This window comes from Telluria sp. PB2R4, from assembly GCF_059685695.1.
In genome coordinates, this window is sequence record NZ_JCASIC010000012.1 from 62945 (window position 1) to 77162 (window position 14218).

The 14218-nt window shown below is 69.1% G+C and carries 13 protein-coding genes; 7 read left to right on the forward strand and 6 right to left on the reverse strand.

Annotated features, from left to right (window positions below; translation table 11 throughout):
• Positions 1–47 precede the first annotated feature (47 nt).
• The 7 genes from AC56LU_RS18685 (at position 48) to AC56LU_RS18715 (ending at position 6378) form a co-directional block, all read left to right on the forward strand.
• The gene (locus AC56LU_RS18685; protein WP_497177114.1) at positions 48–1007 is read left to right on the forward strand and encodes an alpha/beta hydrolase; all 960 of its coding nucleotides are present in this window, start codon (positions 48–50) and stop codon (positions 1005–1007) included.
• A gap of 66 nt (positions 1008–1073) precedes the next feature.
• The gene (locus AC56LU_RS18690) at positions 1074–1841 is read left to right on the forward strand and encodes a response regulator (RefSeq protein WP_497177115.1); all 768 of its coding nucleotides are present in this window, start codon (positions 1074–1076) and stop codon (positions 1839–1841) included.
• A gap of 59 nt (positions 1842–1900) precedes the next feature.
• Entirely contained in the window at positions 1901–2374 is a 474-nt protein-coding gene (locus tag AC56LU_RS18695) for a phasin family protein (RefSeq protein WP_497177116.1), read from the forward strand.
• Positions 2375–2449: 75 nt separating this feature from the next.
• A complete protein-coding gene (locus AC56LU_RS18700; RefSeq protein WP_436106743.1) occupies positions 2450–3145 on the forward strand; it encodes a TetR/AcrR family transcriptional regulator in 696 nt (231 codons plus the stop codon).
• A gap of 21 nt (positions 3146–3166) precedes the next feature.
• Complete coding sequence (locus tag AC56LU_RS18705; protein WP_497177117.1) at positions 3167–3721, forward strand: LOG family protein; 555 nt, start codon at positions 3167–3169, stop codon at positions 3719–3721.
• A gap of 126 nt (positions 3722–3847) precedes the next feature.
• Positions 3848–5221 (forward strand): DUF1800 domain-containing protein, encoded by a 1374-nt coding sequence (locus tag AC56LU_RS18710; protein ID WP_497177118.1) that lies wholly within the window; start codon positions 3848–3850, stop codon positions 5219–5221.
• A 2-nt stretch (positions 5222–5223) separates the two neighbouring features.
• Entirely contained in the window at positions 5224–6378 is a 1155-nt protein-coding gene (locus AC56LU_RS18715; protein WP_497177119.1) for a DUF1501 domain-containing protein, read from the forward strand.
• A 15-nt stretch (positions 6379–6393) separates the two neighbouring features.
• On the opposite strand, the gene AC56LU_RS18720 is transcribed toward AC56LU_RS18715, so the two are convergent.
• The 6 genes from AC56LU_RS18720 to AC56LU_RS18745 all read right to left on the reverse strand — a co-directional run bounded on the left by AC56LU_RS18720 (position 6394) and on the right by AC56LU_RS18745 (position 14064).
• Positions 6394–8265 (reverse strand): glycoside hydrolase family 13 protein, encoded by a 1872-nt coding sequence (locus AC56LU_RS18720; protein WP_497177120.1) that lies wholly within the window; start codon positions 8263–8265, stop codon positions 6394–6396.
• Between the two features lie 108 nt (positions 8266–8373).
• Positions 8374–9483, reverse strand: a complete 1110-nt coding sequence (locus tag AC56LU_RS18725; protein ID WP_497177121.1) for a GGDEF domain-containing protein — start codon at positions 9481–9483, stop codon at positions 8374–8376.
• Positions 9480–12191 carry a bifunctional diguanylate cyclase/phosphodiesterase gene (locus tag AC56LU_RS18730; RefSeq protein ID WP_497177122.1) on the reverse strand — a complete coding sequence of 904 codons (2712 nt, stop codon included), beginning with the start codon at positions 12189–12191 and terminating at the stop codon, positions 9480–9482. The genes AC56LU_RS18725 and AC56LU_RS18730 overlap by 4 nt, the downstream gene beginning before the upstream one ends.
• Before the next feature lie 197 nt (positions 12192–12388).
• A complete protein-coding gene (locus AC56LU_RS18735) occupies positions 12389–12946 on the reverse strand; it encodes a YgjP-like metallopeptidase domain-containing protein (protein WP_497177123.1) in 558 nt (185 codons plus the stop codon).
• 92 nt (positions 12947–13038) lie between these two features.
• The gene (locus AC56LU_RS18740; RefSeq protein WP_497177124.1) at positions 13039–13377 is read right to left on the reverse strand and encodes a KGG domain-containing protein; all 339 of its coding nucleotides are present in this window, start codon (positions 13375–13377) and stop codon (positions 13039–13041) included.
• Positions 13378–13494: 117 nt separating this feature from the next.
• Positions 13495–14064: a hemerythrin domain-containing protein gene (locus tag AC56LU_RS18745; RefSeq protein ID WP_497177125.1), complete on the reverse strand. Its 570-nt coding sequence runs from the start codon at positions 14062–14064 to the stop codon at positions 13495–13497.
• Positions 14065–14218 lie beyond the last annotated feature (154 nt).

Below are 14218 nucleotides of genomic sequence, written 5' to 3' on the forward strand. Positions count from 1 at the left end.
AGAGGGACGATGGGACCATCACGACGCACATTCCTGAAAGCGGCGACATGAGCGCGCGCCGCCTGCTCCAGCTGCTGCTCGTCGTCCAGGCGCTCGCCGCACTTGGCATCGGCCTGGCCGCGGTGCAGATCTTCGGCGCCGGCCGCTGGCTGGCGTTTGGTGCGGGCCTGGGCAGCGTGGTGCTGGTGCGCCTGCTCATCAACGCCAACAACTTCGTCATGAGTGCGCGCTTCGCCAGCCCGACGCCGGGCGAATACCAGCTGGGCCTCGGCGCGCGCCTGCGCATGTTCTTCGAGGAGTTCAGCGCCAGCATGCTGCAGTCCTCCTGGACCATGCCGCGCGCCAGCGCCCGCACCCGCATTCATCCGGGCTCCAGCGTGCCGCCGGTGCTGCTGCTGCATGGCTACGGCTGCAACAGCGGCTACTGGTCGCACCTGCTGCCGCGCCTGGACGCCGCGCGCATCAGCCATGCCTCGGTCGACCTCGAACCGCTCACCGGCGACATCGACGGCTACGCGCCGCTGGTCGAGCAGGCGGTGCAGGCGCTGCTGGCGGCGAGCGGCGCGGAGAAGGTGATCGTCGTCGCGCACAGCATGGGCGGGCTGGTGGCGCGCGCCTGGATGCGTGCCTGCGGCACCGCCAAGGTGGCGCGCGTGATCACGCTCGGCACGCCCCACCACGGTACCTGCCTGGCCGCCTTCGGGCTCGGCCTGAACGCCGCGCAGATGCGGCGGATGGTGCGCGACGAGCCGCCCGAATGCGCCTGGCTGCGCGCACTGGCGGGCGGCGAGGACGCGGCGGCGCGCGCCCTGGTCACCTCGATCTTCTCGCACCACGACAACATCATTGCGCCGCAGACCTCGAGCGAACTGCCGGGCGCGCGCAACCTGGCCTTCGGCGGCGTCGGCCACGTGGCGCTGGGCCGCAACCCGCGCGTGCTCGATACGGTGATGCACGAGATCGCCGGCGCCGGCCACACCGGGCAGCAGACACGGCCCATGCCTTAGCCTGAGGGGCTGTATTTACAATGCGCGCGTGTTACAGTAAGCGCAACGCCGCCACCGGAGGCCGACTTGGCCCGCATCCTGATCATCGAAGACAATCCCGCGAACGTTGAGCTGATGGCGTTTCTGCTCACCGCCTACGGACACACCGCCGTCAGCGCCCCCGACGGCGCGCGCGGCATTGCAGCCGCCCGCGCCACGCCGCCCGACCTGGTGGCCTGCGACGTCAACCTGCCGGACATGAACGGCTTCAGTGTGCTGGCCGCGCTCAAGGCCGAGCCGGCGCTGGCCGGTGTCCCGGTGCTGGCCGTGACCGCGCTGGCCATGGCCGGGGACCGCGAGAAGGTGCTGGCCGCCGGCTTCGACGGCTACATCAGCAAGCCGATCGAGCCGGACAGCTTCGTGGCCGAGCTGGAAGCCTTCCTGCGCGTTCCGGCAGCCAAGGCGTCCCAGCCGGCCATCCTGCTGGTGGACGACGATCCCTTCATGCTGGCCGTGCTGGCCGACATGCTGTCCGACGAACCGGTGCGCGTGCTGAGCGCCCCTTCCGGACCGGAGGCGCTGGCGCTGCTCGAGCGCGAACCGGTCGAGGTGATCCTGTGCGACCAGGCCATGCCCGGCATGCGCGGCACCGAGGTGCTGGCGCAGGTCGCCGCGCGCCATCCGCGCACCGTGCGCCTGATGCTCACCGGGCAGCAGGACCTGGCCGAGATCGAGTCCGCGCTGCGCACCGGCGTCGCCGACGCCCACTATGCGAAGCCGGTGGCGGCGGCGACCCTGCGCGAGCGTGTGCGTGAGGCGCTGGCATTGTCGCGCTCGCGCTCCGCGGCGCTTTAGAATCTCCGTTCTACCGTACGCGCCTAGAATCGTCTGCACCGGGACCTTCAGGAGCAGCCATGAGCAAGAAACTCCCCGCGGCAGACGACGACGAGGCGCTGGCCCGCGCCGTGCGCGCATCGGCCCAGCAGATCTGGCAGGCCGGCCTGGGCGCCTTCGCCAGGGCGCAGGAAGCGGGCGAGGGCGGGCGCTCGTTCACGCGCCTGGTGCGCGACGGCAGCGTGCTGGCCAGGCGGGCGCGCGAAGTCGAGGAAGCCACCGGCACGGTGGCGCGCGCCGCCGAACGGGCAAGCCGGCGCGGCAGCGGTTCCTGGGGCAAGCTGGAACAGGTGTTCGAGGAGCGCGTCGCGCGCGCCCTGGCCACCATCGGCGTGCCGGCCGCGAGCGAGGTCGAGGCGCTGCGCCGCCGCGTCGACGAGCTCGAAATGATGCTGGGGGAGCTGAATGCGCGCCTGCCCCCGCCGGATGCACCCAGGAAGCGGCCCCGCCGCCCGCCGACGCTCGATGCGCCCGAGGAAGACGAAGGCGCCTGAGCACCCACGCCAATGCTGTCTCATTGACAGCATTTGGTGTTATCCTCGCGGCTCGAGTCACCTACTTCGCCCTTCATGCAACAAAAAGCTCCGCGCCGGACCCGCGAACGCATCCTCGAGCTCTCGCTCAGGCTGTTCAACGAGTTCGGCGAGCCGAACATCACGACGACGGTCATCGCCGAGGAGATGAACATCTCGCCCGGCAACCTGTACTATCACTTCCGTAACAAGGACGACATCGTCAATTCGATCTTCGTCCAGTTCGAGGCGGAGATCGAACGCATCCTCACCGTGCCGGCCGGACGCCGTTCGAACATGGAAGACGTGTGGCTCTACCTGCACCTGATGTTCGAGCTGATCTGGCGCTACCGCTTCTTCTACCGCGACCTGAACGACCTCTTGTCGCGCAACCGCAAGCTCGAATTGCACTTCAAGGCGATCCTGGCCCACAAGATCAAGGTGGCGCGCCAGCTGTGCGAAGACCTGCGCAGCGAAGGCTCGCTCGAGGCGGGCGACCAGCAGATCGGTGCGATGGCCACCAACATGGTAGTGGTGGCGACCTACTGGCTGTCCTACGAGTACGTGCGCAACCCGCGCAAGTACAGCGAGCAGCAGGCCATCGCCGACGCGCTCGCGCGCGGCTGCTACCAGGTGCTGTCGATGGTCGGCCCCTACCTGCGCGGCGACACCCGCCTGCTGTTCGAGAAGCTGTCCGAGGAATACCTCAAGAAGCTGTCCGCCGAGGCCAGGCCCGGCGCCGATTTCCTGTAACGTTTTACTGGCTCCCGACCCATGAAAACCCTGGCCGTCTACTGCGGCGCCTCGCACGGCGTCAATCCGCTCTACACCGATGCCGCGCGCGGCCTGGCCAGCGCGCTGGTGGAGCACAACATCGGCCTGGTCTATGGCGGCGGCAAGGTCGGCCTGATGGGCGTGATCGCCGACGAGGTGCTGCGCCTGGGCGGCGAAGCCACCGGCGTGATCCCGAAGGCCCTGGTCGAGCGGGAAGTCGGCCACGCCGGCCTGACCCGGCTGTTCGTGGTGAAGGACATGCACGAACGCAAGGCCATGATGGCCGAACTGTCCGAAGGCTTCATCGCCATGCCGGGCGGGATGGGCACGCTGGAAGAGCTGTTCGAAATGCTCACCTGGTCCCAGCTCGGCATCCACGCCAAGCCGATCGGCCTGCTCAACGCCAACGGTTTCTGGGACGGCCTGGTGGACTTCGTGCGTCACCAGTGCGAGGAAGGTTTCGTGCGGCCCGAACACGTCGGGCTGATGCAGGTCGATGCCGACCCGGATGCGCTGATCCGGCGCCTGCGCACGGCCGTCCCGGCCGCCGCCTGACAGGAAAAGCACGGGCCCGAGGCGGGGCGTGATTTCGGCAAGAAATAGTTGGAACTTTTCTGTGCGTCGAAAGGAATACAGATATGGTCTGCATGTTTCCGATCAACCGATTCCACACTTCGCCCCATGACGACTGAATCGATCGCCCTCAACCGCTTCGGGCTTGGCGCCCGCCCCGACGAGGGAGTGCCCGGCGACCCGCGCCGCTGGCTGCTGTCCCAGTTCGACCGCTACGACCCGCGGCCACCGGCCTGGCAGGCGATTCCCCGCAGCCCGCAGGTTGTCGCCGACTGGGTCGCCGAGCAGCGCGCCGTGCGCCAGGCACCGAAGGAAGAGCGCAATGCCGTGCGCGGAACCTGGCGCCGCAAGGCGGGCGAGGCCTACCGCAGCGCCATCGGTGCGCGCGTGGCCACCTCCCTGCAGACGCCCACGCCCTTCGCCGAGCGCCTGGTGCACTTCTGGTCGAATCACTTCGCCGTCTCGGTCGACAAGAATCCCGTGACCGGCCTGGCCGGCAGCTTCGAGCTGGACGCCATCCGTCCTCACATCCTGGGACGTTTCGACGACCTGCTGCTGGCGGCGGTGCGTCATCCGGCCATGCTGGTGTTCCTCGACCAGGCCCGCTCCACCGGCCCGGACAGCCCGGCCGGGATGCGGGCGCGCCGGCGCCAGCAGAACAACCGGGGCCTGAACGAAAACCTGGCGCGCGAGATCCTCGAGCTGCACACGCTCGGGGTGCGCAGCGGCTATACCCAGGAGGACGTCACCGAGTTCGCGCGCGCGCTCACCGGCTGGACCCTGCCCGACGACGCCGACAATGCCGACGCCGCGCAGCAGGCAGCGCCTTTCCGCTTCGCGCCCTTCCTGCACGAGCCGGGCGTCCGGCGCGTGCTCGGTCGCAGCTACCCGCCGGGCGGCGAAGACCAGGGGCGCGCCATCCTGCGCGACCTGGCCGCGGCGCCGGCCACCGCCGACCACATCGCGCTGAAACTGGCGCGCCACTTCGTGGCCGACGAGCCGCCCGCGGCCCTGGTGTTGCGGCTCCGAGAGACCTTCCGCAAGAGTGGCGGCGACCTGCCCAGTGTCTACCGTGAACTGGTGCAGGCGCCGGAGACCTGGGCGCCGGGCCCGGGCAAGTTCAAGTCGCCCTGGGACTGGGGCATTTCCAGCCTGCGCGCCATGGGGCGGCGCGAGATGCCGGCCCAGCAGGCGGCCAACCTGATGAACCAGCTCGGCCAGCCGGTCTGGCGTCCCGGTTCGCCGGCCGGCTACGGCGACCTGGCCGCCAGCTGGGCCGCGCCCGATGCCCTGCTGCGCCGCGTCGAGGTGGCGCAGCGCCTGGGCAGCCAGGGCGGCGCCGGCATCGATGCGCGCGCGCTGGCGCCCCGAATCCTGCCGGGCGCTCTCGGCGAGGACACGCGCCAGGCAATCGCCCGTTCCGATAGTCCAGCCACGGCGCTCGCGCTGTTGCTGGCTTCCCCCGACTTCCTGAGGAGGTAAACGTGAGCCTCGACCGACGCGCATTCCTGGCCGGCGCCGCCGCCCTTCTGGCAGCGCCCCGCATCGCCTTTGCCGGCGGGCCGCTGCCCACCGAGCGCCGCTTCGTCTTCATCATCCAGCGCGGCGCCGCCGACGGCCTGCACACCGTGATCCCGACCGCCGACCCGGGCTATGCGCGCCTGCGCGGTGCGCTCGCGGTCGAGCCGGAAACGGCGCTCCAGCTGGACGGCAGCTTCGCGCTGCACCCGTCGCTGGCGACGCTGCATGGCCTGTACGGGGCCGGCCAGGCCAGCTTCTTCCACGCGGTGGCCTTGCCCTACCGCGAACGCTCCCACTTCGATGGCCAGAACATCCTGGAAACCGGCGGGCGCGCTCCCTACGCGTTGAAGGACGGCTGGATGAACCGCCTGGTCGGCATGCTCTCGCAGCGCGGCAAGGATGCGATCGCCTTCGCCCCGACGGTGCCGATGGCGCTGCGCGGCGCGCTGCCGGTGCCATCCTACGCGCCTTCCTCGCTGCCCGACGCCAACGAGGACCTGATGCTGCGCGTGCAGCAGCTGTACGCCAACGACGCCCAGCTGCACGCCCTGTGGTCGGCCGCCCTCGACGCGCGCGGCATGGCGGGCGGCATGGATGGCCGGGCGCGGCGCCAGGAGCCGGGCGAGCTGGCGCGCATGGCGGCAGGCTTCCTGGCACGCGCCGACGGCCCGCGCATCGCCATGATCGAGACCGGCGGCTGGGACACCCATACCGGCCAGAACGGCCGCCTGGCGAGCCAGCTGCGCAACCTCGACACCCTGGTGGCCGGCTTGCGCCAGGGCCTGGGCCCGGCCTGGGACCAGACCGTGGTGCTGGTCGCCACCGAATTCGGGCGCACCGCGGCCGCCAACGGCACTGGCGGCACCGACCACGGCACCGGCGCCGCCGCCATGCTGCTCGGCGGGGCGGTGCAGGGCGGCCGCGTGCTGGCCGACTGGCCCGGCCTCGCGCAGGCGGACCTGCTCGACGGACGCGACCTGCGCCCGACCATGGGCCTGGATACCCTGATCGCCCAGGTCTGCGCCGAGGCGTTCAAGGTCGATCCGCAGAAAATGGCGCGGTCGCTGTTCCCGGACGCGCCCAAGGCCAGGGAGCTGCCGCGCCTGCTCAAGGCTTGACGCGGCGGGCGCCGGCTACCAGGCCAGCACGAGCGAGGTCATGGCCGGCAGCGCCAGCGGCGCGCCCAGGTCGACCGGCGCCCCGGTCAGCACGTTGGTGGCGCGGCGGGCGCCCTTGATCATGCCGGCGAAGCGCCCCAGGTCGAGCCGGCTGTCGGCGGCGTTCTTGTTCAGCACCACCATCACGGTCTGCTTGCCGTCATGGCGGAAGTAGACGTAGCTGCCGTTTTGCGGCAGGTAGTGGGTCAGCTTGCCCCCGGTGACGGCGGAGCTGGTCTTGCGCCAGTTGAACAGGGTGCGCACGAAGGCCTGCATGTCGCGCTGGGCCGGGGACAGGCCGGCACCGCTGAAGGCATTGACGGTGTCGCCCTCCCAGCCGCCCGGCATGTCGGCGCGCAGCCGGCCGTCGTCGCGCTGCTTGGGACTGCCGATCAGGACTTCGGTGCCGTAGAACACCTGCGGAATGCCGCGCGTGGTCGCCATCAGGATCAGGTTGGCCTTCGCCAGCTCGACCTTGTTGTCGACCTGGGCCAGGATGCGCGGCCGGTCGTGGTTGTCCGGGAAGACCATCAGCCGCATCGGGTCCGCGTACAGGTAGTCGGCTGCAAGAATCTCGTAGATCCGGATCAGGCCCTTGTTGTACGACTCCGGTTCGCTCAGTGCTTCGGCGGCGGTATCGGACAGCGGGAAGTCCATCACGGTCGGCAGCTCGGACGCGTAGCCGTCGCGGTTGACGACCCCCTTCTGCCAGTAGGCCACCATGTGCGGCCGAGCATCCATCTCTTCGCCGACCACGTTCATGTGCGGGTACTCGGCCGCCACGGCGCGGTTCCACGCGTTCAGGAAGGCCGGGTCGGAATACGAATAGGTGTCCTCGCGGATGCCGGACAGGCCCGCATACTCGATCCACCACAGCGTATTCTGGATCAGGTAGCGCGCCACCAGCGGGTTGCGCTGGTTCAGGTCGGGCATGGTCTCGACGAACCAGCCGTCGAAGAAGCGCGCCTTTTCTTCCGGGGCCACGTGGATGTCCTGGGCCACCGTGTGCTGGTTGTTGGTGGGCCGGAAGGTGGTGCCGTGGTTGATCCAGTCGCGCGCCGGCAGGTCGCGCATCCACCAGTGGCTGGTGCCGATGTGGTTCAGCACGATGTCGTGGATCACGCCCAGGCCTTGCGTCCTGGCGGCGGCGACGTAGTCGCGGAATTCGGCGTTGCTGCCGAAGCGCGGGTCGATCTTGTAGTAATCGGTCAGCGCATAGCCGTGGTAGGAGTAGTTCGGCTGGTTATTCTCCAGCACCGGCGTGGGCCAGACCATGGTGAAGCCGAGATCGCGGATGTAGCCGAGATGGGCGCGCATGCCGGCCAGGTCGCCGCCATGGCGCATGACCGGATTGGCGCGCTCGGCGCCTTCGAGCATGCCGGCCTGGTCGTTGGCCGCGCTGGCGCTGGCGAAACGGTCCGGCATCAGGAGGTAGATCGCATCGGCCGGGCCGAAGCTGCGCCGCTGCGCCGAGCCGGGCGCGCGTGCTTCCAGCCGGTAGCGGTGGCTGGCCAGGGTCTGCTTCCCGCGCCGGAACTGCAGCTGGAGTTCGCCCGGCCGGGCGTCCTTGCCGATGGCGAGATTGACGAACAGGTAGTTCGGGTTGTCACTGCGCTCGACCTTGGCGATGCGTACGCCCGGATACGCCTGGGCCAGCGCGGGCGTGAGTTCGGCGATCTTCTCGCCATGCACCATGAGCTGGAGATCCGGCCGTTTCATGCCGGCCCACCAGTTGGGCGGCTCCACGTGCTGGATCTGGTAGGGGGCCGCCGTGGCCAGCGTGGTGGCCAGCGTAGTGGCCACTGCAGCGGGCAGCAGTACCGCGATTGCGAGAACAGGTTTGACCACCGAACCCCCAAGCAAGAAGTTGTCGATGTAGTAAAGTAACAGAAGATGTTGGCAGTCGCAACTGCCAACATCCCCTTGCTTGTAGTTTTATTTCAGATGAATAGCCGTTCAGGCCACTTCGATCCGATCGCGTCCGGCCTCCTTGGCGCGGTACAGGGCCTTGTCGGCGCGGTGGATGGCGTCGGCGAAGGGCTCGCCGGCGCGGCGCATGGCCAGGCCGGCCGAGAAGCTGATGCGGTGGTCGTGCAGGCCCTCGACCGGCATGGTGTGCACGCGTTCGGCCATGCGCTCCAGGACCATGCGCGCCTCGCTCGGCGCGGCGTCCGGCAGCAGCAGCAGGAATTCCTCGCCGCCCCAGCGCGCCAGCACGTCGCCGGCGCGCAGCGCGGCGCGCGCCGTATTCGAAAAGCTGCGCAGCACGGCGTCGCCGGTAGCGTGGCCGTGCTGGTCATTGACCCGCTTGAAGAAGTCGATGTCGAGCAGGGCGATGCAGCTGCCTCCGGAGCCTCCGCGGGCATCGGGCTGGCGCCGCTCCTCGGCCTCCAGCACCTCGTGCATGCGGCGCCGGTTGACCAGCGAGGTCAGATCGTCCACCGTGGCCAGTACGCGGATCGTGTCCAGCGCTTCGCTCAGCTCGCGGCGCTGGCGCTTCAGGCGGGCGCGCAGCTTGCTCATCTCGCCGCTCAGCACGGCGGTGGAGAGCAGGGCGCCGGCCAGGTAGCCGAAGGTGATCAGTTCCGTCATCGGCGAGTAGCGCAGCGGGTCGCTCGCCTGCATCCAGTACATGGTCGCGCCCATGCCGGCCACGGCGGCGATGGTGAGCACCAGGGTCTGGCGCGGCCGTGCTGCAAACATGCAGAACACGATGATCACGACGGTCATGGTGAGCATGGCGGCGCGCAGCGGGCCCGAAATCGCGTACGCACACATTCCGCACACCAGGGAAAACACCGCCTGCGATACGGCCAGCTGGTCGGGCGCCAGCTTGATGCGCCCGCTCATGCGGATCAGGACGTAAAACGCGAGGGCGCCGCAGCCCCCGGCAACGATGAGCCGCTTGGCAGCGACCGGATCGGTCATGCCCTCATTAACCTGCAGCAGCAGCAGCGCGATGCAGGCCAGGTACAGGACGCAGGTGGCGGCCCAGTACTGCAGCGTGCGGCGCAGCTTCGGGTCGGTGCCGTACAACAGGACGATCAGGGGCCGCAGGAGTGTCACGCAGCCTCCTGCGCACAGGCGGCCGGCAGCGCGGCGAGGAGTTCCGCAATCCGCTCGGGCGGCACCGGGCGGCTGAACAGGTAGCCCTGCATCTCGTCGCAGTCGTTGGCGCGCAGGAAGTCGCGCTGCTGCTCGGTCTCGACGCCTTCGGCGATGACGCGCAGGTTCAGCTTGTGGCCCAGCGAAATCACCGCCATCGCGATGGCCTGGTCGTCCGGGCTGTCGGCCAGGTCGCTGACAAAACTCTTGTCGATCTTCAGGCGGCTGATCGGGAAGGACTTGAGCGCCGACAGGCTCGAGTAGCCGGTGCCGAAATCGTCGATCGACAGCGACACGCCCATGCTTTTCAGTTCGCGCATCTTGTCCACCGCACGCGCCAGGTCGCGCATGATCGAGCTTTCGGTCACTTCGACTTCCAGCGCCTCGGGCGGCAGGCCGGAGTCGCGCAGGGCGCCGGCGATGCGCTCGACCAGGCGCTTTTCCTCGAACTGGCGGGCCGACACGTTGACCGAGATGCTCAATGGCGGCAGGCCGGCGGCGCGCCAGGCCTGGCCCTGGGCACAGGCGGTGCGCAACACCCATTCGCCCAGCGGCACGATCAGGCCGCTTTCCTCGGCCAGGCCGATGAAGCGCAGCGGCGAGATCAATCCCTGCTCGGGGTGGTTCCAGCGGATCAGCGCCTCGACGCCGAACAGCCGGCCGCTGCGCAGGTCGACCTTCGGCTGGTACAGCAGCTGGAACTGGCCGGCGCCGTCCTCCAGCGCGGCGCGCATGCCCTCCAGCAGCACCAGCTTTTCTTCCACGCTGGCGTTCATCTCGCTGGCATAGAACTGGAAGCTGTCCTTGTTCTCCTTGGCGCGGTACATCGCGGCGTCGGCGTTCATCAAGAGGGTGTTGGCGTCTTCGCCGTCGCGCGGGTACAGCACCACTCCCATGCTGCAGGTGACCTGGACCTCCTGGCCCCCGACCTCGACCGGCTGGGTGATCGCCTGGCGCACCTTTTCCAGCAAGGGCGTGATCGTCACCGGGTCGCTGGATACGTCGGGCAGCAGGATCACGAATTCGTCGCCGCCGAAGCGCGCCAGGGTGTCGTTGCGGCGCAGGCAGCGGCCCATGCGCGCGCCCACCACCTTCAGCAGTTCGTCTCCCGCGTTGTGGCCGAGGCCGTCGTTGACCAGCTTGAAACTGTCGAGGTCGATGAAGGCCAGGCCGACCGCATGGCCATTGCGCTCGGCGTCCCGAATGGCCTGGCCGAGACGGTCGCGCAGCAGACTGCGGTTGGGCAGGCCGGTCAGGTCGTCATGGTGGGCGAGGTGGCGGATGCGCTGCTCGGCGAGCTTGCGTTCGGTGATGTCGCGCACGATCGCCACGACGCCGCCTTCGACCGGCACCACCTGGCGGTGCAGCCAGAGGTCCTCGACCGGCATCAGGTGCGCCAGCCATTCGGCCTCGCGCGCCACGCCGTCGGTGGCGACCGCCGCCAGATCATCGAAGATGCCGATGCCGAGGTGGGTCGGCAGCAGCGCCGACATGCGCTTGCCCTGCATGCGCGCCTTCGACAGGCCGGTGAGCTGTTCGGCGCGGGTATTGGTGGTCTCGATCACGAAGTCCATCACGCCGCCACCGGGCTGCAAGACGGTGCGCAGCACGAAGAAGGCATCCAGGCTGGCCTCGGAGGCGGCGGCGTAGGTTTGCTGCGCCAGCCGTTCGCGCCGGCGCGCCTTGGCCAACTGCCACGACCAGGCGCTGACCAGGCCGACGACCAGCAGCAGCAGGGCGGTGCCGGCGCTGGCGCCCAGCAGCCAGGCGCGGCGCTGGGCACGGAACGCGGCCATCTGCTCGGGTTCGGACAGGCCGACCACCGCCATGATCGGGAAGCCGGCCAGCGGACGCATGCTGGTGTAGCGCAGTTCGCGGTCGATGCCGTCCACACCCAGCACCACGCTGTCGGCGGAGGCGGGTGCGATGCGCTGGCCCCACGACACCGCTGCGCCGACGCGCACTGCGCGCATCACGCCGTCATTGCCGGCGACGCCGAGCAGGCCGCGGTCGCCCAGGCGCGAGTGCTGGTAGGCGCTGGTGAAGAAGGCGGGGTCCACCGCGACGCTGGCGACGCCGGCGAACAGGCGGTCCTTGCTGTCGATGCGTCGCGAGAACACCACATGCGGCTCGCGCCGGCCGACCGTCGTGCTGACGAACGGCGCATCGGTGGCGTTGGCCCTGTGCCAGGCGAACCAGGGCGCGCTCGAGACGTCGCGGCCAGGGCGCGTGTGCGCGTTGTTGGCCAAGACGCGGCCATCGGCGCCGACCACGGCCACCTGGAACACCAGTCCCGGCGGCAGCAGTCCCTTGGCTGCCATCGCGTCGAGAGCGGCGTTGGGGCCATTGGTCTCGACCGCATACTGGAGCACGCGCAGGGTCTGGTCGATGCTGCTCAGGCTGCGCGCCAGCTGGGCTTCGTAGGTGCCGGCCAGTTCACGGGTGGCGTCGCGGGCCGCCTCGTGCGCGCTGCGCTCTGCGGCCCCGATCATGTGGAAGGCGGCGGTCCACAGGGCCGCCACCAGCAGCAGCGCGAACAGCGGCAGCGAGATATGGGTTTCCAGCCCGCGCCCGAGCCAGCGCACCAGCGCCGTGCGGCGCGGGTGGTGTTGCCGCTGCACTTGCGGCTGCGGCTGTCGGGTGGCGGCGGGCGGGATGACGGTGTCCATGGATCAGCCCAGCACACCGCAGGCAAACACGGTGCCACGCAAGCCAGCCGGGAAAGATGTGCCAGGGAAGGAAAGGGGGGACGTCATGATGGTCAGGTTGCGGCTGGAACGGCTCGGAATGGCGATTGCCCGCAAGGGCTTGCAGTCAGACTTTACCGAACGCAACACTGAAAGTCGATATATTTACTTAATGCAACCTATCGCGCCGCCATGCCTTGTTGTGAACTGGCAACGGGCTCGGCCGTGCCGCCCCACAGGCGCCGGCCGTCCACGTCGAGCCAGGTCAGGTAGAGCCGCAAGTCGAACTCGAGCTGGTGGTAGTGCGGCTCCATCCAGCAGCACAGCTTGTAGAACGCCTTGTCGTGTTCTTTTTCCTTCAGGTGCGCCAGCTCGTGCACCACGATCATGCGCAGGAAGGACAGCGGGGCGTCGCGGAACACGCTCGCGATGCGGATCTCGCGCTTGGCCTTCAGGCGGCTGCCCTGCACGCGCGAGATCGCGGTGTGCAGTCCGAGCGCGTGTTGCACCACATGGATCTTGCTGTCGAAAGCGACCTTGGTCACAGGTTCGGCCTGGCGCAGGCAGTCGTCCTTCAAGTCCTGCACATAGGCGTAGAGGGCCTTGTCGGTGCGGATGCCATGGGCATCGGGGTAGCGCTTCAGGAGCACCTCGCCGAGCTGGCCGGCATCGATCAGCTGGCCAACCTGGGTGCGGAGGGCGTCGGGATAGGCGCTGAGGTAGGGGAGCTTGTGCATAGGGCCCGCAATGTAACACGGCTGCGGGCGTTCGGGTCTGGCGGACAGCACGGCGCCGGGGCGCCGTGGTGCGAATGCATCGTCAGGCTGGATCAACCTTCCTTTTCTCCCTGCCGGTTCCCGGCGTTCTTGGCCGCGGCGGCGGCGCGCTGGGCCGACTGGCGGCTCTCGCCGCCCTTGCGCCCGATGTCGGCCATGTGGGCGCGGTTGCGGCTGACGGCCTCGCCGCCTTTCTGGCCGGCGCGGCGTGCTTCCTCGGAATCGAATTCGTGTGCGGTGCCTTTCTGGTGCGCAGCCTGTCCTCCCTTGCTGGCGATTTCACGCTGCTGGTTCTGGTCCATTGCCGCGAAACCGCGCTTGGCCGGCGCCTGGCCGCTGCCGCTGCCGCTCTTCTGCGCGCTGCCCTTGCCGTTCTCTTTGCTTGTCGCCATGTCGCTCTCCTTGTGTACCCTGAGGGAAGTGGGAACCCGCGAGCGCGTATGGATGCGCTCGTGCCGTTTAGAGGGGAGGCTGAAGCGTTAGTTCCTTCACGCCGGGTCCGGCGCGCGCTAGCGCGGACGCGAGCGCCGTTCGCGCACCCGCCTGGTGGCGCCGTGCAGCAGGCCGCGCGGTTCGCAGCCGTCGATGGCGGGCGGGGCCGCGGCGAGGTCCGTTTCGAGCTCGGCGCGGCGGGTGCGCAGGCGCAGGCCGAGGGCCAGCTGGTCGACGCCGGCGCGCGCGAGCGCCGGGAACAACAGGTTTTCTTCGAACGCCACGTGGCGTTCCACTTCCTCGGCCAGCACCGCCACGCCGACGTCGAAATAATCGTCGTCCGGGAACATGGCGCCGAGCTGCTCGACGAGTTCGCGCGTGCTGTCGTGTTCCAGCGCGGCGTCGTCGAGCAGGCTGTCGTCGACCGCGCCGCGCAGCGCCGGGTAGAAGAGTTCGTCCTCGAGCAGGGCGTGCATGATCAGCGCCTCGCACAGCTCGTCGACCACGCGCTCGCGCTGCGCTTCTTCGTCGCGGTCGAGCATCGCGAAGGCATGGAACAGGGCGCGCACGTGCGCATGGTCGGCGCGCAGCAGGGCCAGGATGCCGCCGGGCTGCTCGGCCGCGGAAATTCGTGTAGACGGGACCATGTTCACCCTCGCAACGCACGCTTGAATCCACGTAGACGCGCTGCGAGGGGATAAGTTCACTCAATAGGTAAGGCGCTGTCACCTTTGGCTATGGATGAGGATTGAACTGCTGAGCTCCTTAACGGTCGAACACCCGTCTGCATCGACGGGAGCC